The following is a 20,273-nucleotide window of genomic DNA, read 5'->3' as shown; positions in this document are numbered from 1 at the left end:
CGACTAAAGCCTCGGCCTCCGGTCTTCGGGCGGCCGGAACGATGATCACGATTGCTGCCGGCCGGTCTCGACCGGCCCGGGAAATTTCCTGTCCTTCGTTCTCAAGCGGAGCATCTTGTACTATGCTCCCTCGTTTCAGGCGGGGTGATCGGCCGACGTTCGTTGCCTTGACTGACCAACCCGATGGCGAGGTGTGATCGATGGGGATATTTACCCGATTTTTGCTCATTGACTGTCCGCAGGAGCTTCACTGCGCGCCCGACGGCATGCATCCGGCGTTCGACGTCCGATTCACCGCGGATGGCGAGATTCCCTTTCCGCAAGTCATCCTGCGTGCACCGGGGATGCAGACACTGCTCAATGGCGACGCCATTCGGTCCAGCCAGGCCGCTTCCGGCGAATGGACCTATGTCGCTGCCGTGCCGGTGGGGAGCATTGCGGGCCACCGCATCAGCGTCCAGATCGAAGGCTGTCGCCAGGCCGACATCGCTCATGCGCAGGGCGAAGACTGGATCAAGAATGATCGGGATGTGCATCTGATTCATCCCCAACGAGTGAAAGCCGAAGCCCGCGTTGCGGTATCCGGCGGTGCCGAAGTGAAGCTCTACTTCGGTATCCACAAGCACATGCACCAGCCCTATTACAATACCACCGACCGATACTACTGGGATGGCGAGAAAGACGGAATTTTCGGCTCACGCGGCGGCAACTATACCGATTTCATTCCCACCGCCGTGCAGCAATACAGTGACGGCCAACTGCCGCATGCGGGGTTGTCGACGAGTTGGAGCGGCTCACTGATCGAGCAACTTGATCGCTGCGGCGACGAGGGATTTTGCGGCGGCCGTTTCTCCGGCTGGAACCATGCCCTGCGCCGGATGGGCGAGCTCAGAACCGAACTCGGCAACCCGCGTGTCGCTTTTTCAGCCTTCGGTTTTTTCCATCCGCTGATGCCGCTGATTCCGGCGCAGGACATCGTTCGGCAGATCGCCTGGCACCGCGATGTGATCCAGCGGGCGTTCGGTGTCGAGGCCTCGCGCGTGCTGTTTCCGCCGGAAACCGCGTTTCACGTGCGCATGATTCCGGCGCTGATCGAGGCCGGTGTGACGGCGGTGATCTATGACTCGATTCACCGCTTTCGCGCCTGTCGCGATTACCCCTATGCCGGCCTCGGCGAGGGTATGTTGCCGCCGAACGCGGCCGAACAGACCAATCCGCCGGTGGATGACTGGGTGCAATTGCAGAATATCTGGGCCGGATCGAAAATCTCACCGCGCCTGTTGCGGCCCGAATACGTGGGCTACGAAGACCCGGACGGCAAGCTTCACACCATCATTGCCGTTCCGGCCGAGCGCTATATCGGCAACGAGGACGCGCGCGGCGGCTTCGGTGCACTGCAGTATGCGGATGTGCTGGGCCAGGTTTACGAGCGGATCGTCGAAACCGGCAGCTACGATCCCGCGCATCCGCCGTTCTTCCTGCTGCATTCGGACGGCGACAATCACGGCGGCGGTGCGGACAGCTACTATGGGCACAACACCGGTCGGCTGGTCGAGTGGCTGCAGCAGGACAGCCGCTTCGAACTGACCACTACCGAGGATTATCTCCAGCGTTTCCCGCCCGACCCCAGTCAGGTGGTTCACATCGAACCGGGTTCCTGGGCCGGCGCCGACAACGGCGATCCGCAGTTCATGAAGTGGTTCAGCCGCTACGACCAGCCCTATTCGCCTGATCTGAACTCCTGGGCCGTGCTCACCGCCTTCCAGAATGCCGTGCATACGCTGGAAGACAACGCGCCCGATCATCCGGAACTGGCCGAGGCTATCCGTCTGCTGTTGACCGCCGAAACCAGTTGTTATTGGTACTGGACCGGTCAGTACCTCTGGGACCAGCAGGTCACCAACGCGGCCAACCTGGGGCTTCGGCTGCTCAAGCCGGCGCTCGACGCGCTGATCGCGGCCGGGCAAGATCGTCTTGGGCCCACCATCTTCGCACCCTGGGTGACGCCGGAGAATCCGGGCGGCAAGCGCTGGGGGCAGGGATGCCTGCTCGATGCGTCGCGCCAGGGCGTCGCGCACACCTTTGTCGCCGATGTCTCAGGGCTGAAACGGGTCGAACTGGTGCTGCGCACCCCGGCCGGGGAACAACGCCTGACGATGGACAACCACGGCCCCTATCCGTGCGAAACCGGGGCCACGGTGACCGCGGACTACCTGACCGCCGACCTGCCGATCGGTGTTGGCGACGTGCGTTACTACATCGAAGCGGAGGATCGACGCGGCAACCTGTCCAGGGGGGCCTTGGAGCGTATCCGGCTGCCCTGAGGAATCTCACCTATATCCGAGAAGCTTGATACGGATTATCCTACCCGCATTATCGCCGGCATACGTGATAACCGGAGGTAGGGGCGGGTTTCAAACCCGCCCCAACACGACGGTCTGTGAGGAAGACACCAACGGCCGCGGGGCGCAGCCCGGTCCTGTACCGGGCTCGCACCCTCGGCGCACCACAGGGCAATCGCTTTTCGGAGACCATCCTTCGTGAAAGCTAAGAATACATGGGGTCAGTTGACTGCCGCGGATGCCAGTCATTCGACCGTTCGCATCGTTTCCAGGTTTTTTTTGTGGTATCGCATTGAGGCCATCGAACAGACCCGGTTGAACAGTCGCCGCCGTTCGCTGCGGCCGGGACAGCGTGCGCTGGTTCCCAGATGGACGATCAGGTCCGTGCGCGCCGCTGCGACCGGGCACCGGCTTTGATTATTTTTCCGGCCACAAGATAGCCGGAAGTCGAAGCTTTAGTCGGTCGATATCGTATTTACATGGCCCAGGAAGCCTCGACCACCGGTGTGCGAGGCTTCGGCATTGGTCGGGACGATGATCGAGGCCGCCTGGGCGTACCAGGCTGCTAAGAGTTTGAAAGGCTTCGGTCGTCACGCACGGGGCCAGCGCATCCTCGCGGGATCAACAACGCGATTACGACAACGACAACGACAACGTCCGAGACAGCAAAGGTGTCCCCTAATGGGCATGTCTGACTTATCAGCGAACTCGTCCCGATGATGATTGTCGAAGCAGACGCGGCAATGTGGAAATATACAAATTCTCCACTTGCGCACGAGCCCAGGGGGTTCTGCGCAGGAATTTCAAACTGGATTTCACCGACGGCTCGTTTTTGAAACAATTGATGCTGATCTTGTCAGCGAGCCCATCCCAGCCGTAATAATCGACAAGCGTCAGGACAACACGTTCCAGGCTAACCCCGTGTAATGGATTCTTCGGTTGTTCGCCGGTCATGGTTCACATGCATCCTGATTGATCGGAACTGCGTGGACACTGAAGGCCCATTACGACGACCACGCGATTCATCTGGACGAGGTGTTTGAGTGTCCTGGCGCCGGCGCGGCTCGGTGCCTACCTGACGCCGCGGGCGATGCGAGGGGTCAGGCGATCCTGCGACGGCGGCGGCTTAAGATCTTTGATTGGCGGAGAGGGTGGGATTCGAACCCACGGTACGCTCGCGCGTACACCTGATTTCGAGTCAGGCCCGATCGGCCACTCCGGCACCTCTCCTGGGACTGGGGCGCCACACAAGTTGCAGCGAGTTGTCCATCTTATCCGTGTGGGGTGTTCTTGTCCATGTCTTCGCATCCGCGCGGGGTCGAGCCGGAGGGCGGCGCAGGAGGCGCGGATGAAGGCGATGGGGTCGCCTTGGTCAGGCGCGCGCCCCGTGCATCGACCGTGACTGCGGTCGCGCGGCCATGTTTCAGGGCTGCCGCCCGCATGAGGCGCTTGCCGCCCGCCGCTCATCAATGATAAACTCTAGCCAAGGGTTGGGGCGGGCGTTTTAAAGTGATCGTGCGTCTGGTTTTCCTATCCCTATTTCTTCCTTGAATAGTCGGTTGCTGCTTAGGGGGCGGGTCCGTGGCGTTGTCGGAGACCCGATTCAGTGAATAAGTTCCACACGATTCAAGGGCAAGGACGTCGTGACTTCATCACCGTCGTATCAGGCCTTCCGCGTTCCGGCACCTCGATGATGATGCGAATGCTCGAGGCGGGTGGCTTGCCTGTCCTCATCGACAATATTCGGGAGAGAGACTCGGACAACCCCAACGGTTATTACGAGCTCGAAGCTGTCAAGCATCTCAAGGAAGACTCCGGCTGGCTGTCCGGCGCCCGGGGGGCAGTCGTCAAAATCATCTATCTGCTCCTGCGGGAACTGCCGGCTGGCTACGAGTATCGTGTCGTATTCATGCGACGTGATCTGCGGGAGGTATTGGCTTCTCAGAATGTGATGATGGAGCGGCGGGGGACGGCCCCCGATAGCTCGGCGCCCCCAGAGGAGATGATCCCGCTATTCGAGGCGCACCTGCGAGCGATTGACGACTGGCTGAGCCGGCAAGAGCGCTTCTCGGTGCTCAATGTCCGCTACGATGATGTGATGAAAGATACACTGACCATCGCTGGTCGGCTGGACGAATTTCTGGGGGGAGGCATGGACCTGCAAGCGATGGCCAGCGCGGTGGAACCGATCCTGTACCGGCAACGGGCGGCGTCTTTGGCCTAACCTGAACACAGAGCGACCGTCAGTGGCGCGGGGACGTCGGCTCGGTCGTGAGGCAGTCACCCTGAGCCGATGGCCAGTTTCCTCTCTGGCGGTTCGTCCCCGGCACCTAACAACCACGGTTGATCCCGTAGCGCTTACGCGCCACATGGGTTTCAGCGGAAGCCCTGAATGGTTGGTATCGAAAGAGACCAAGCATGGTCAGGTTATGGATCAACAATCTTCCGGGTCTCGACGCCCAAGCTATGAAAGCTAGAAGCCTGTCCTTCTCGATTACCGCATTGACGCCGGCATATTGTCTGGATCCGGCCATCGCCATCGCGGCGAGCCGGGCGGGCCACTCCGGTGTCCTCAATCTGGAGTTCGCCGATCCGGATCACCCCGGCACCTGGGCTGCCCTCGAGCGGCTCGCGGGCTTTGCACCTGGTCCGATCGGGATCAAGGTTGCGGGTGACCAAGAGCGGATCTTTGCCCGCATGACCGATACGTTGCGCGGGCGTCTCGGGCTGGTGATCCTGACGATGGCCGATGATGACCGGTTGCGGGGTCTGATCCAGAGGTTGCGTGCCGGCTCCGACTCGGGGTTGCGTATCTTCCTGGAGGTAACCTGTGGCGCAGAGGCGGCACTCGGTGCCGCGGTCGGCATCGACGGGCTGATCGCCAAGGGGAACGAGGCGGGCGGTCGCGTCGGCAGCGAGACTGCCTTCATCCTCCTTCAGCGGCTGGCGGCGGCCTCGCCGTTGCCGGTTCATGTTCAGGGTGGAATCGGTCTACACACGGTCGGCGCGGCCTATGCGGCCGGTGCCGCCGGGGTGGTCCTCGATCACGAGCTCGCGCTGGTCCGGGAGTCCGTGCTGCCTGAGCCGGCTCGGCAAATGCTCCAGCGCATGGACGGCTCCGAGACCTTCTGCGTCAACCTGGGCGGCGAGGGGTTTCGTTTCGTTCAGCGTCGTGGCCATGAGGAAACGCAGCAGCTGATCGCGACGGCGGCCGAACTCTGCGTCGCCGAAGATCCTGCGGTTGCCCGCCGAGCGTGGCGGGCGGCGCAGCGCGCCGCGGTCGATCCCTATACCCCTGCGCGTAGCGTCTGGCCAATCGGTCAGGATGCGTGTTTCGCGGCGCGCCTGGCAACCAAGTATCGAACTGTGTATGGCGTCACGGAGGCGCTGATCCAGGCACTCGTGCACCATGTCGATGCCGCTGTGCGCCTGCGGCCATTGGCAGCGGGCTCACCCCTTGCCCAATCCCATCGTACACGATACCCCATCGTGCAAGGCCCGATGACACGGGTGAGTGACCGGCCGGACTTCGCGGCGCGGGTGGCCGAAGGGGGTGGGTTGCCGTTCCTGGCGTTGGCACTGATGCGCGCGGCCGAGGCCGAGCCGTTGCTGAATGCGACGCGCGACGCGGTCGCCGGTCGTCCATGGGGCGTCGGTATCCTCGGGTTCGTCCAGCAGGACCTGCGGGAGGAACAGGTTGCCCTGATTCGCCGTGCGCGGCCGGACTTCGCCCTCATCGCCGGCGGCCGGCCAGAGCAGGCCATGGCACTGGAGGCGGAGGGGATCCCGACTTACCTGCATGTCCCCTCTCCGGGGCTGCTGCGTCTGTTCCTGGACGCCGGCGCGCGGCGGTTCATCTTCGAGGGGCGCGAATGCGGGGGACATGTGGGCCCCCGTTCGAGCTTCGTGCTGTGGGAGGAGATGATCGCGGTGCTGCTGGATGCGCTCCCGCCATCGGAGGCCAACCGCTGCCATGTGCTGTTTGCCGGAGGTATACACGATGCGCGCTCGGCGGCGATGGTGTCGGTGTTGGCGGCCGGTCTCGCCGAGCGTGGCTGCCGAATCGGCGTGCTGATCGGCAGCGCCTACATCTTCACCCGTGAGGCGGTCGAGACCGGGGCCGTGGTCCCGGACTTCCAGTCGGTCATGCGCGAGTGCCACAGCACGATCGAGCTCGAATCCGGCCCCGGTCACGTGACTCGATGCGCCGAGACGTCGTTCGCCGCGGCGTTTAGCCAGGAGAAGGAGCGCCTCGCCGCCGCGGGTGCGGCGCCGGAGGAGGTCCGCGACCGGCTCGAGGAATTCAACGTCGGGCGCCTGCGCATCGCCTCCAAGGGTGTCGTCCGCAACCCGGATTACGGTAAGGTAGCCGGTGCCGCCAGGCTCAGCCCGGTGGACACCGACTACCAACGCGCCGAGGGCCTCTACATGATCGGGCAGATCGCCGGGATCCGCGACCGGGTCACGACGATCACCGAGCTGCACGAGGACCTGTGCGAGGGCGGTACGCGCTATCTGGAGGCCCTCGGCGGGCTGCAGGACGGGCTGCCCCAGGTGGTGCCGAGCCCGGCCCGGATCGCCATCGTCGGTATGGGCTGCATCCTGCCGAAGGCGCCGGATCTCGGCAGCTATTGGGAGAACATCCTCGACGGCGTCGATGCAATCCAGGAGGTCCCGGAGGACCGCTGGGACTGGCAGCGCTATTACGACCCGGACCCCGGCGCCCGCGACAAGGTCTACTCGAAGTGGGGCGGCTTCATCGAAGACTACCCCTTCGATCCCCTGCGCTACGGCATTCCCCCCAACTCATTGCGGTCCATCGAGCCGCTGCACCTGCTGGTCCTCGAAACGGTGCGGGCGGCCCTCGAAGATGCGGGCTACCCGAACGGTGTCATCGCCGATGCGCAGCTTCGCCAACGCACATCGGTGATCATCGGTGTCGGCGGCGGCACCGGGGCCCTGGGTCAGCGTTACGCGGTGCGCTCGTCGCTGCCGTCGCTGATCGGCGAGGTCCCGGATTGGATACTGGAGCAGTTGCCGGAATGGACCGAGGATTCCTTCCCCGGGGTCCTGCTCAACATCACCGCCGGGCGGGTCGCCAACCGCTTCGACCTCGGCGGCGTCAACTTCACGGTCGATGCCGCCTGCGGGTCGTCCCTCGCCGCCGTGACCCTCGCCGTGCGCGAGCTTGAGACCGGCAGCAGCGACATGGTCATCGTCGGTGGTGCGGACTCATTCCAGAACCCTTTCGATTTCCTGGCGTTCTCGAAGACCCGCGCCCTTTCTCCGCGCGGACGCTGCCGGACATTCGATGCCGATGCCGACGGCATCGCGATCAGCGAGGGCGTCTCCGTCGTCGTGCTGCGGCGGTTGGCAGACGCCGAGCGGGAGGGGGCCCGGATCCATGCCCTGATCCAGGGGACGGCGGGCTCCAGCGACGGTCGTGACAAGAGCCTCACCGCGCCCCGGCCGCAGGGCCAGGCGCTGGCGCTGCGGCGAGCCTACGGCAGATCGGGGATCGACCCGGCGAGCGTCGGTCTGATCGAGGCGCACGGCACCGGGACCTCGGCGGGGGATCAGGCGGAGGTCGAGACCCTGTCCGAGGTCTTCTCCGAGGCCCGGGCGACCGCGAAGTCGTGCGGCCTGGGCTCGGTCAAGTCGATGATCGGCCACACCAAGGCCGCTGCCGGTACGGCCGGCCTGATCAAGATGGCGCTGGCATTGCGTCATCAGGTGCTGCCGTCGACGCTCAATGTGGAGCGTCCGAATCCGGTCCTGGCCGCGGCCGACAGTCCCTTCTACGTGCTCGGTGAGAGCCGACCCTGGATCGCACGCCCCGACGGCCAGCCGCGGCGTGCCGGTGTCAGCGCATTCGGTTTCGGCGGCACCAACTTCCATGCGGTGCTCGAGGAGTATCGCGGCGCCTTCGCCGCCGCGGATATCGAATCGCTGCGGGCGCACTGGCCCGTCGAACTCTTGGTGCTCAGCGCCGGCTCCCGGTCCGAGCTGGCACGTGCCGTCGAGGTGATCGCCGCCCAACTGCCCGAGGCCGCCGGCCTGTCCCTGGCCGATCTCGGCCTCAGCCTGGTGGAACGCTTCGACCCCCGCGCCCCGGCCCGTCTCGCGATCGTCGCCGGGGGGGGCACCGAGCTGCGCGAGCGCCTTGCGACTGCCGCGCGCTGGCTGGGTAGCGATCAAGGCGTCCCGGCGGGGGCCGCAGTGCAGATGATCGATCCCCGCGGGGTGTTCTTCGGCGCCGGCGAGTCCCTCGGCGATGCCCCGATTGCCTTCCTGTTCCCGGGCCAGGGCTCTCAGTATCCGAGCATGCTGCGGGATCTGGCCCTCTATTTCGCACAGGTGCGCGCTACCTTCGCCGAGGCCGACGCCGTGCTGGCCGATGTGCTGGATGGGAGGCTCACTGATCGGGTCTTTCCGCCCCACGCCTTCACGGACGCCGACGCCGAGGCGCAGCGCGCGGAGCTGACCCGCACCGAGATCGCCCAGCCGGCGATCGGTGCGGCCAGTCTCGCGATGCTGGGGCTTCTGGAGTCGTTCGGGCTCGCGCCGGCGATGGTGGCGGGCCACAGCTACGGCGAGTATGTCGCCCTGCACCGGGCCGGCGTGATCGACCGGCCGACCCTGCTGCGGCTGTCGGAGCTGCGCGGCCGCTGTATCGTCGAGGCAGCGGGCGAGGACCTCGGCACCATGGCATCGGTCTCCGCCGGCGCCGACACAGTGGCGGCCCTGCTCGAGGGCAACTCCGAGGTCCGGGTCGCCAACCGCAACGCGCCGGACCTCACGGTCATTGCGGGCACCTCCGCGGGAGTCACCGCGGCAATTGATGTGCTGGAGCGGGCGGACCTGTCGGTGCGGCGGATACCGGTGGCCTGTGGCTTCCATTCCCCTTGTGTGGCACCGGCCAGCGAGCGGCTGTCCGCCGAACTCGCACGCGTGCAGATGCACCCGCCCGCGCTGCCTGTGTACTCCAACGTGACCGCCGCCCGCTATCCCCAGCAGCCGGCAGAGGTGCTCGCACTGCTGTCGCGGCACCTGGTCAGTCCGGTCAATTTCGTCGATCAGATCGGCGCGATGTACGAGGATGGCGCCCGGCTCTTCGTTGAGGTCGGTCCCCACGGCGTGCTGACCAAACTGGTGGGGCGCATCCTCGGTGACCGCCCCCACATGGCGCTGGCGTCCGACTCGCCACAGCGCTCGGGGCTCGTCCAGTTGATGCACCTGCTCGGCCAGCTCGCCGCGGCAGGTGTCGATCTGAGCCTGGCGCGACTCTTCGCCAACCGGAACGCGAAGTCCATCGATATCAACCGGTTGGCTGAGGCGGCCCAGGGCCCCGCGCCGAGCCCGAGCACCTGGTTGGTGAACGGAGGCTACGTCCGGCCGCGGGCCGAGCCGCGGGTGTCGAAGCGGCAGCCGCCGCCTGCCACACTGGCTGCGCCGGTGGCGGCGACCAGCGCACCCGAGCAGCCTGCGGTCGCGCCGCCCGCCGCCCCTGCGCCGGCCGCGCCGCCGCCGGTCGCCGCTGCGGGACTCCCCGCGTCTTCCGATCAGGTGATGGCCCAGTACCTGCGCCTGAACAACCAGTTTCTGGAGACCCAGACCCGGGTCATGCTCACCTATCTGCAGGGGCGCGGGCATCGCGCCGCCGCTGCGCCCGGGGCAACCCTGTCTTTGGAGCACCCGGGTGTCCTCGCGTCGGCCGCGGTGGCGACGCCCGCACCCCAGACCCCGGCGGTATTCGCGGACCAGGCGCCCGGAGGCCAGGCGCCTGCATCCACTGTCGCTCCGGCAAGCCCCCCTGCGCCGGCGGAGCCACCCCAACCATCTTCGGGTCTGGATGAAGGCGCTCTGCGCACGGTGCTGCTGGAGCTGGTGGGCGAGCGTACCGGGTATCCGCCGGAGATGCTGGACCTGGACCTGAACATCGAGGCCGACCTGGGGATCGACTCGATCAAGCGCACCGAGATCCTCGGGGCCTTCCGCAAGCGGCTGTTCCCCGATGGGGGGGACGCGACCGTGCGTGGGGTAGTGGAGCAGGCGGCCCAGGAGCGTACCCTGCGCGGCATCATCGATCGCTTCGCGACGCTGGCAGGTGCCGCAACGGCCCCGCCGGCGCAGCCCGCCCAGCCCTCTGGGGCCTTGGATGCAGAGGCCCTGCGCACGGCGCTGCTCGAACTGGTCGGCGAGCGCACCGGGTATCCGCCGGAGATGCTGGATCTGGACCTGAACGTCGAGGCGGACCTGGGGATCGACTCGATCAAGCGCACCGAGATCCTCGGTGCCTTCCGCAAGCGGCTGTTCCCCGATGGGGGGGACGCGACGGTGCGCGCGGTGGTGGAGCAGGCGGTCCATGAGCGCACCCTGCGCGGCATCATCGATCGCTTCGCGACGCTGGGCGGCGCCGTGCAGGCGCCGGCAGCGGCATCCAGTCCGGCGCCTGGCCTGTTGGGAGGGACTGCGGCCGTGCCGGCGCAGGCCGGGCCGCGGACCGCCCTCCCGGAGCTGCCGCGTTTCCTGATCGAGCCGGCTCCGCTGCCGCACAGCAGCGTGCCCTTCGTCTGCGACAGGGGGGCGATCTATCTGGTCACGGACGACGAAGAGGGGGTTGCGCAACGCCTCGTGGATCGCCTGCGCGAGCATGGGGCGGAGCCGATCCTGCTGCGCCATGGTCCCGCCGGTGCCGCCGGGGACGGGGTGCGGTGCCTCGACCTGACCGATTCGCACGCGGTGCAGGGGCTGCGCGAGTCGCTGCCGGCAGCGGCCGCGCTGGCGGGGATCTTCCACTGCCTGCCGCTGCGCCCGGCGCCCGCTTTCGATGAGCTGACGTTGGCCCAGTGGCTGCAGACGGTGCGCATCGGGACCAAGAGCCTGTTCAATCTGGCGATGGTCTTCGATCCGGAGCTGGGCGGGGATCGCGGGTGCGTCGTCGTGGCGGCGGTCAGGTTGGGCGGCGATCTCGGAATCGGCAACCCTGGTGCCGGGTTGCGTGTCGATCACGCCGGCCCCGGCGGCCTGTTGAAGACGCTGGTGAAGGAATGGCCGTCCGCCCATTGCCGGTGTGTGGACTTTGGGGAGACCGCAACCCCTGTTGAGATCGCAGAGCGCCTGCTCGTCGAAGCGGTCCCCGACGGCGGCCCGGTGGAGATCGGTTATCAGGCCGGCCGGCGTCTTTGCTTTCCTGCCCGCTATGCCCCACTCGGCGGCGGGACGCCGCAGATTCTCCTGGATGCCGGATCGGTGATTCTGATCACCGGCGGTGCCCGCGGCATCACCGCGGAGATCGCCCAGGAACTGGCGCGGCTCTATCGCCCGAAGCTGATCCTGTGCGGCAGTTCACCGCTGCCGGACAGCGAGGCGGACGATATCCGGGGGATCACCGACGCGCGCGAACTCAAGGCCAGGCTTGCCGAGCGGTTGCGGCGCAGCGGGGCCGCGGTGCAGCTGGCCCGGATCGAGTCCGAGTTTCGGCGCATCCAAAAGGCGCGCGAGATCCGCGCCAGTTTGGATGCCTGTCGCGCTGCCGGTGCCGAGGTCGAGTATCGATCCGTGGATGTGCGCGACGAGGCGGCATTCGGGGGGCTCATCGATGCACTCTACGAACGCTTTGGGCGCATCGACGGCGTGGTCCACGGGGCAGGCATCGTCGAGGACAAGCGCATCGGCGACAAGACCGGGGAATCGTTCGACCGGGTGGTCGATACCAAGGTCGCGAGCGGCTTCGTGCTGAGTCGCCGCCTACGCCCGGAGACCCTCGCGTTCCTCGCGTTCTTCACCTCGGTCGCGGGACGTTTCGGCAACCGTGGTCAGAGCGACTATGGCGCAGCCAACGAGATCCTGAGCAAGCTCGCCCTGGAGCTGGACCGCCGCTGGCCGTCGCGGGTGGTGGCCTTGAGCTGGGGTCCGTGGGACAAGACCGGCATGGTCTCGCCGGAGATCAAACAGCAGTTCGCCCGCCTGGGGGTCGTGGCGGTGCCGCCACAGCTCGGCCGCGAGGGATTCGACCGGGAGCTGCGCTTCGGCTCCAAGGGCGATGCGGAGGTGGTCTGGGGCGATGGGCCCTGGCGCGATGAAGCAGCGGTGCACACCGCGGCGTGCGATCCGACACCGTCCGAGACGGCGGCACACTGAGCATGGCGCACTCGTCGCAACCCCCGGCCGGCGGCACTGGCCGGGAGGCCCTTCAGGAAGACATCGCGATCGTCGGGATGGACTGTATCTTCCCGGGCTCGGCCGATCGGCGTGCCTATTGGCAGAACATCGTCGGGGGCCGGGACCTGGTCGGATTGCCGCCGCCGGAATGGGGGGCCGATCTCTACTACGATCCGGAGTCGAATGCCAACGACCGTATCTATACGAAGAAAGGCGGTTTCCTCGGCGACCTGGCACGCTTCGATCCGCTGAAGTACGGTGTCGTGCCCAGCTCGATCGACGGCGGCGAGCCGGACCAGTTCCTGGCGCTGGACCTGGTGCACCGGGCCCTGGAGGATGCGGCTTTTTTCCAGGCGCCGCTGCCGGGTGATCGGGTCGAGATCGTGCTCGGTCGCGGCACCTATATCAACCGTGGTTTCACGACCGTGGTGCAGCACGGGGTCGTGATCGACCGGGTGCTCGATGTCCTGCGTACCCTGCATCCCGAGCACAGCGAGGAGGATCTCGCGGCGATCAAGGCGGAGCTGAAGGCCAACCTGCCGCCGTTCAATCCCGAGATGATCGCTGGACTGATCCCGAACCTGGTCACCGGCCGGGTCGCCAACCGGCTGAATTTCCAGGGCGTCAACTACATTATCGACGCGGCCTGCGCGTCGTCGCTGATCGCCACCGGCCGCGGGATGGACGACCTGCGGGCCGGTCGCTGTGATCTGGCGGTGGTCGGTGGCGTCCATGCATCGACGCCGCCGCCGATCTACCAGATCTTCTGCCAGCTCGGGGCGATATCGCGACGCGGTGAGATTCGCCCCTTCGACCGCGACGCCGACGGGACCCTGCTCGCGGAGGGCCTGGGGATACTGATCCTCAAGCGGCTCGGCGATGCCCGGCGTGCCGGCGATCGGATCTATGCGCTGTTGAAGTCGGTCGGTATCGCCAGCGACGGCCGGGCCATGGGGCTGCTTGCACCGCGGCTCGAGGGCGAGACGCTAGCGCTTCGCCGCGCCTATGAGGCCGCCGGCATCGATCCGCGCAGCGTCGGTCTGATCGAGGCCCACGGCACCGGGACCACGGTCGGTGACGCAACCGAGGTGGCGGCGCTCAAAGAGGTCTTCGGATCACCCGAGTGCGGACGGCCCTGGTGCGCCCTGGGCACCGTGAAGTCGATGATCGGACACTGTCTGCCAGCTGCGGGGGCGGCCGCGATCATCAAGACCGCCCTGTCGCTGCACCACAAGACCCTGCCGCCGACCCTGCACTGCGAGCATCCGAATCCGGAACTCGCGCTCGACGGCTCTGCGTTCTACATCAGCGCCCAGACGCGGCCCTGGATTCATGGCGGCACCACCCCGCGGCGCGCCGGCGTCAACGCCTTCGGGTTCGGCGGAATCAACGCGCACCTCATCCTGGAGGAATACCAGGGTCCCGAATCCGTGACCGATCCGCTCGATTGGCCGCGGCCGAGTGAGCTGCTGGTGGTCGAGGCCGCCTCGCGCGCGGAGCTGGTCGAGCGCGTACGCGCCGAGGCCGCGGCGCTCGCTGCCGACGGCGACGGGTCGCTGTACGCCGATGCCCGGCGGCTCTGTACAAGGCTCGGCGCGCAGCCGTGGCGGCTCGCCGTGGTCGCTGCCGGTCGTGCCGAGGCCGCAGCGAAGCTGGAGCGCGCCGCCGCCAAGCTGGCCGACCAGGGCTGCGGGCGGTTCCGATCCCGCGATGGGATCTATTTCTTCGCCGAGCCGCTTTATCCGGAGGGTAAGATCGCCTTCCTCTTTCCGGGCGAGGGCTCCCAGTACCGCAATATGTTGGCCGGGCTGTGCCTGCATTTTCCGCCGGCTCGTGCCTGGTTCGACCGCATCGACCGGGCGCTGCGCGATCATCCGCGCAGCCTGTTGCCGAGCGAGGTCATCTTTCCGCCGCCCGCCCCCGCGGGTGAAGGCGGCGACAGGATGGATGACGGTGCACTGTGGCGCATGGACATCGGTCCGGAGGCGGTATTTGCGGCCAACCAGGCGATGTACAGCCTGCTCGAGGCCCTGGCAATCCGGCCGGCCGCCATGCTCGGGCACAGTACCGGCGAGTACTCGGCGCTGTACGCGGCCGGTGCCAACCGATACGACAACGAGCAGAGGCTGCTCGACGACATCCTGGCGCTCAATCTCCATTACGAGCAGCTTGAGCAGCGCGGGCTGGTGGCGCGGGGCCGCCTGATCGGCGTGGCGGGACTCGAGCCCGAAACGATCGCCGGGTTGGTGGCGGCGCGCGACGACCTGCACTGGGCGATGGACAACTGCCCACACCAGCAGGTCGTATGCGCGTTGACCGACGCGGCGGCGGCCTGGTTGCGGGGACAACTGGATGATCTGGGTGGGATGTCAACCCCGTTGCCGTTCGATCGTGCCTACCATACCCCGGCGTTTCAACCCTTCTGTGATGGACTGGGCATATTCTTCGAGCGCCTGGACATCGCGACACCCAGCACGCCGATCTACTCATGCCTGACCGCTGCACCGATGCCGGACGATCCGGCCGAGATCCGGCGCCTGGCGATCGGGCAGTGGGCGGGGCGCGTGCGTTTCCGTGAGAGCATCGAGCGCATGTATGCCGATGGGGTGCGTCTCTTCGTCGAGTGCGGACCCCGCAACAATCTCACGGCCTTCGTCGATGACGTGCTCAAGGGCAGGCCACACCTTGCGTTGCCGAGCGACCTGGAGCATCAGCACGGCGTGACCCAGTTCCTGCATTTGTTGGCGCAGCTCGCGGCACAAGGCGTGCCGATGGACCTGGCGGTTCTGTACCCGCAAGAGGCGGCTGTCGCCGGCGAGAGGTCGGTCCGCCGCTCGGTTCCGATCAGGACCGGGTTGCAGCCGCTGCGTCTATCGCGCTCGGCCCGGGAGCGAGCGCCGGCCCGGCCCGCCCAGCCGCAAGCCCCTGCCGAGCCTGCCGCACGCGCCGAGCTGCGCGAAATGCCCCGGCTTGCGGAGCTGGCCACTGGGGTCGGGGTGGAGCATGGCGCGTTGCCTGCGGTGGCGGAGTCCGACGCGGGCGCCGAGGTCCTCGACACCTGGTTCGGCACTATGGGAAGCTTCCTGCGCTGCCAGCAGCGCATCATGGAGACCTACCTGGGGCAGAACGGCGCCGCAGCCGATCTCGCGGACCAGCGCCCGCCCGACGCGGCGTCCGCCTGGCCCATGCTCGGTCCCATCGACGAGCTGGTGCCGGGGGTGCGTCTTTCCAGCCGGGTCAGGATCGATCTGGGCGAGAGCCTGTACCTCGCCGACCATACCATCGGCCGCGACATCTCGTCCGCTGATCCCGAGCTTGGCGCGCTGCCCGTGGTGCCACTTACATTCAGCATGGAGCTGATGGCGGAGGCAGCTGCGGCCCTGATGCCCGGGTTGGTCGTGGTCGGGATGCGCGAGGTCCGGGCCTATCAGTGGATCGCCCTGGATCGCGGCGAGATCGAGCTCCTGCTGCATGCCGAGCCGATCCCCGGGGCGCAGGTGGTCCGTGTCACCCTTCGGCAACCGCCAGGTCCGGCCCGCGACCCGCGCCTGCCGCCGGTCACGATCATCGAAGCCGATATCCTGCTCGCCGCGGAGCGCCCGCCCCCCCCGGTCGCGGATGCGCTGCCGTTTCGCGCCGAGCGTCCGTCGCGCTGGCGCCCGGAGGACGTCTACCGGGAGATCATGTTCCACGGCCCACGCCTGCGGGCGATCGCCTCGATGGATCTGTGGGGCGAGGATGGCAGCGAGGGCACCTTCCTGGGGCTGGACCACGGCCGTCTGTTCCGATCCACCGCGGCGCCGGTGCTCCAGACCGACGCCATCACCCTGGACGCGGCCGGGCAGCTCATCGGCATGTGGACGGCGGATCATCTCCCGCGGGGGTTTCACGTCTTTCCGTTCCGCATGGAGTCGCTGCAGATCTACGGACCCAATCTGGCACCCGGCGAGCGGGCACGTTGCCGGGCCAGGATCACGCTGGTCGGCGACACCGAGGTGAGATCGGATATCGAGCTGATCCGCGCCGACGGCACTCTGCAGCAGCGCATCGGCGGCTGGTGGGACAAGCGTTTCGACCTGCCGACCCGCTTCTTCCGCCTGCGGTGTCAGCCGGCCTCTCAATTGCTGGCCGAGCCCAGACCCGACCTGCTCGGCGGTGAGGTCGGGGCGGCGCGGTTGAGCCTCGTGGTGCTCGACGACTTGCCCCACGAGATCCTGACCTCCAGTGGCCAGATCTGGCTGCGCGTGCTTGCGCATCTGGTGCTCGGGCGCAGCGAGCGCTCCACCTGGCAGGCGATGGCCGATGCGGCCGTCAAGCGCCGCATCGAGTGGCTGCTCGGGCGGGTCTGCGCCAAGGATGCCGCTCGCGTCCTGATGGGTCGGCGCATGGCTTCGATGCCCGCTGCGGCGGAGATCGAGGTGGTCATCGGCGAGGACGGACACCCATTCGTTGCCTGGGACCCGCATGCGGCATCGGGCGCGCCGCCGCATCTCTCCATCGCCCACGCCGCTCGCACCGCCGTGGCCCTCGCCGGCGAGGCCGATGCCTGTCTCGGCGTCGGCATTGACATCGAGGGGGTCGAGTCCAAGCCCGATGGCTTCACCGAGACCGCGTTCTCCCCGGCAGAGCGAGCCCTGATTTCAGCACAGCGGCAACCTGAGCGCGTTATGATCACCTGCTGGTGTGCGAAAGAGGCGGTCGCGAAGGCGTTGCACCGGGGTCTGGGCAATCTGCTGCGGGAGGTGGAAGTGCGCGCGATAGACGCCGGGTCCGGGCGGGTCGAGGTCGATCTGCACGGCGAGCTGAAGGCCGAGCTGGAGCGGCGTGGCGCCGCCGCACCAACGGTACTGACTCGCGACATGGATGCCTCGCGGGTGCTGGCGTTTGCTGTTCTGTTTGCGGGGGTTTAACGTTTCATCATGGTAGAGCAAGACGATTCACTGGGTGCGGGCGAGGTGTTCGCGGCAATTCGTGCACTGATCGAAGACGTGGCGGAGGATTGGGATCCCGGCGAGATCTCCGCTGACACCCGGCTGGTCGACCTCGGAATGGAGTCCATCAGTCTCGTCTATCTCATCGCCGAGCTGCAACAGCAACTCGGGCTGGGTGACCGGTTGTTCAATCAGCTGCGTACCGACGGCACGCAACTGAAAGACATGAAGGTCGGCGATTTGGTGCAGTCGATCGAGGCGTTGCGCTAGATGCCCTCACCCCGGCCATCTCCCAGCGGGAGACGGGGATGAGGAGCGCGCTCCCGGCGCGATGTTCAGGGTAACGCGAGAGGAATAGCGATGTCTTCATGCAAGTCCAGCAAGACAGTGCTCATCGGTGTCGACGGGGGGACCTTCGCCCTGCTCGATCCCCTGATGGGCGACGGAGTCATGCCCAATCTGAACCACCTGATCAAGCGTGGTGTGCGGGCACCCTTGGTGTCGACGGCACATCCATTGACGCCGCCGGCGTGGACGACACTGATGACCGGCCGCACGCCGGGCAATCATGGCGTATACGACTTCATCAGGGTCGACTGCACCACCGATCCGCCGAGCTACACGCTCGCCAACGCATCGGACGTCAAGTGTGAGACCCTGTGGTCTATGGCGACACGCCAGGGGTGCAAGGTGACCTGTCTCAATTTCCCGATGATGTTTCCAGCCCCCAGGCTCGAAGGTGCCAATATCATCCCCGGCTATGTTCCCTGGAGCTATCTGGCGCGGGCGGTGTATCCGCGGGAGCTGTATGCGCGCATCAGGGAGAGACAGGGGTTCAACGCCAAAGAGCTGGCGACGGACTGGCAGCAGGAGCGCCAGGCCGTTCAGGGGCTCGCGGAGGACAACCTGGAGGACTGGGTGCAGTTCCACCTGGTGCGCGAGCGTCGCTGGTTCGAAATCCTCAAGTTCCTGATGGAGGAGGAGCCGGCCGAGCTGACCGCGGTGCTGTACGACGGAACGGATCGTATCCAGCACCTATGCTATCACCTGATCGACAAGCAGACCGCGGGCCGTTACGGGTCGCCGGCATCGCTTCGGGCGCGTGATCTGGCGTTGCAGTACTACCGCGAACTCGATGGGTTTATCGGGGAAATGATCGCCGCCGCGGGGCCGGAAGCGACCATCGTGGTCGCATCCGATCACGGCTTTGCGCTCGCCGGCGACAGGATCTTCTACGCCAACACCTGGCTGGCGGAAAACGGTTACCTGCGCTGGCGTGATGACGCGCCCATCGACAGCGATTCCCGCGTCGCCTTGGATGAGAATACGGAGGTGGGCACCCTCTTCGATTGGTCGCAGACCAAGGCCTTTGCCTTCAGCTCCAGCAGCAACGCCATTCATATCCGCAAGGCGCGTGGACCCGGCGAGCCGGGAGTCACCGCCGACGAGTATCCGCAATTCCGCGACGCGCTGGTGCGCAAGCTGCTCGAGGTCCGCGATCCGCAGACCGGAGAGCGCATGATCACCCGCGTTATGACCCGGGACGAGGTTTTCCCGGGGATCAGTGGTGAGCAGGCGCCGGACCTCACGATTGTGTTGGCGGATCTCGGATTCCTGTCCGTGCTGCGGGCCGACGCGTCGATCAAGCCGCGTCCGATGCCCTATGCCACCCATCATCCCGACGGCATCTTCATCGCAGCGGGACCAGGCCTTCGGTGCAATGCCCGGGTCGAGCCGCTGTCGATCAACGACATCACGCCGATCCTGCTCTACAGCCTGGGATTGCCGCTCTCACCCGAGCTCGAGGGCAGAGTGCCGGAGTCGATCTACGAGTCGGGCCATCTCGATGCGCACCCGGTGCGCTTCGCGGAAGGGGAAGCGATCGGGCGGGTCGACGCCCAGGGGGACCTGGAGACCCTGTCGCCGGAGGCCGAGGCACAGATCCGCGAGCGGTTGAAGGCGTTGGGTTATCTGTGATCCGACCATGCCTCGTGTGCGCATCAACGGCATTTCCGTCCATTACCAGCAGATCGGTCAAGGGCCGGACCTGGTCCTGGTGCACGGCCTGTTCTGCAACCTGGCGTTCTGGTACCTCACCGTTGCGCCGATGCTGGCCAAGCGCTTTCGGGTGACGGTGTATGACCTGCGTGGCCATGGACATACCGAGTGTATGCCAACCGGTTATCGGGCGATCGATCTTGCGGACGATCTCATCGCGCTGCTCGATCACCTCGGTATCGCCCGGGCGCACCTGGTCGGTCACAGCTTCGGCGGGGCCGTGACGCTGGCGTGTGCTGCGCGGCATCCGCATCGTGGTGCGACTCTGAGCCTCGTCGATGCCTGGGTGCCCTCGTTGCAGCAGATCGGGAAGGCGTTTTGGCAGGCCCAGCGGGGTCGACTTGCCGCGGCGGGTCTGAAGGAATATGACCAGCTGCCGCGCGTCGCGTACGGATTTATCGAGGAGCTGATCGAGCATCGCGAGCGCGATGGGGCTGCCGCGCCGTTGATGAGCCTGCTCGGGCCTCCCGACATTGCTGGTGATTCCCGGCGGTTGAAGAAGTGGCGTCAACTGGTCGAGCAGACGAGCGCGACTTGCGATCTGCCCGACGGGACGGGTCTCGGGAGAACGGAGATCGCGGCAATTGCGATGCCCTCATTCGCGCTCTTCGGTCGACGCTCGAGGTTCCTGCCGACCCTCCTTGCGCTCGAGACGCTGATGCCGTCCCTGACCAGCAGGACCATTGCCAATGCCGGCCATCTGTTCCCCCTGCTCCAACCCATGCTGTTGGTAGAGCATATCGACGGCTTTCTTGCCGACCACTAGACCTCCGGCCCA

At 66.5% G+C, this 20,273-nt stretch carries 8 protein-coding genes and 1 tRNA gene; 7 read left to right on the top strand and 2 right to left on the bottom strand.

Translation table 11 applies throughout. The features are described 5' to 3' along the window. Positions 1-200: 200 nt before the first annotated feature. Complete coding sequence (locus A39O_RS0109295; protein ID WP_040527584.1) at positions 201-2,324, top strand: polysaccharide deacetylase family protein; 2,124 nt, start codon at positions 201-203, stop codon at positions 2,322-2,324. Between the two features lie 717 nt (positions 2,325-3,041). Here the strand turns inward: A39O_RS0109295 and A39O_RS38165 are convergent. After that, the gene (locus A39O_RS38165) at positions 3,042-3,296 is read right to left on the bottom strand and encodes a VF530 family protein (protein ID WP_083924604.1); all 255 of its coding nucleotides are present in this window, start codon (positions 3,294-3,296) and stop codon (positions 3,042-3,044) included. Between the two features lie 186 nt (positions 3,297-3,482). After that, a tRNA-Ser gene (locus tag A39O_RS0109290) sits at positions 3,483-3,572 on the bottom strand. A gap of 376 nt (positions 3,573-3,948) precedes the next feature. Between A39O_RS0109290 and A39O_RS0109285 the strand changes: the two genes are divergently transcribed. The 6 genes from A39O_RS0109285 to A39O_RS36455 all read left to right on the top strand — a co-directional run bounded on the left by A39O_RS0109285 (position 3,949) and on the right by A39O_RS36455 (position 20,261). After that, entirely contained in the window at positions 3,949-4,566 is a 618-nt protein-coding gene (locus A39O_RS0109285) for a sulfotransferase family protein (protein WP_211211560.1), read from the top strand. Between the two features lie 242 nt (positions 4,567-4,808). Continuing rightward, positions 4,809-12,485, top strand: coding sequence for a type I polyketide synthase (locus tag A39O_RS32860; protein WP_169338429.1), 7,677 nt, complete (start codon positions 4,809-4,811; stop codon positions 12,483-12,485). 2 nt (positions 12,486-12,487) lie between these two features. After that, positions 12,488-17,416 (top strand): type I polyketide synthase, encoded by a 4,929-nt coding sequence (locus A39O_RS32855; protein ID WP_020504383.1) that lies wholly within the window; start codon positions 12,488-12,490, stop codon positions 17,414-17,416. A gap of 9 nt (positions 17,417-17,425) precedes the next feature. Beyond that, positions 17,426-17,707, top strand: a complete 282-nt coding sequence (locus A39O_RS32850) for an acyl carrier protein (protein ID WP_020504382.1) — start codon at positions 17,426-17,428, stop codon at positions 17,705-17,707. A gap of 90 nt (positions 17,708-17,797) precedes the next feature. Then, complete coding sequence (locus A39O_RS0109265; RefSeq protein ID WP_040527583.1) at positions 17,798-19,414, top strand: alkaline phosphatase family protein; 1,617 nt, start codon at positions 17,798-17,800, stop codon at positions 19,412-19,414. 16 nt (positions 19,415-19,430) lie between these two features. Then, entirely contained in the window at positions 19,431-20,261 is an 831-nt protein-coding gene (locus A39O_RS36455; protein WP_020504380.1) for an alpha/beta fold hydrolase, read from the top strand. The last annotated feature ends 12 nt before the right edge of the window (positions 20,262-20,273 follow it).

This window comes from Lamprocystis purpurea DSM 4197 (assembly GCF_000379525.1).
Lineage (GTDB): Bacteria > Pseudomonadota > Gammaproteobacteria > Chromatiales > Chromatiaceae > Thiodictyon > Thiodictyon purpureum.
This window is presented reverse-complemented; position numbering and strand designations above follow the sequence as displayed.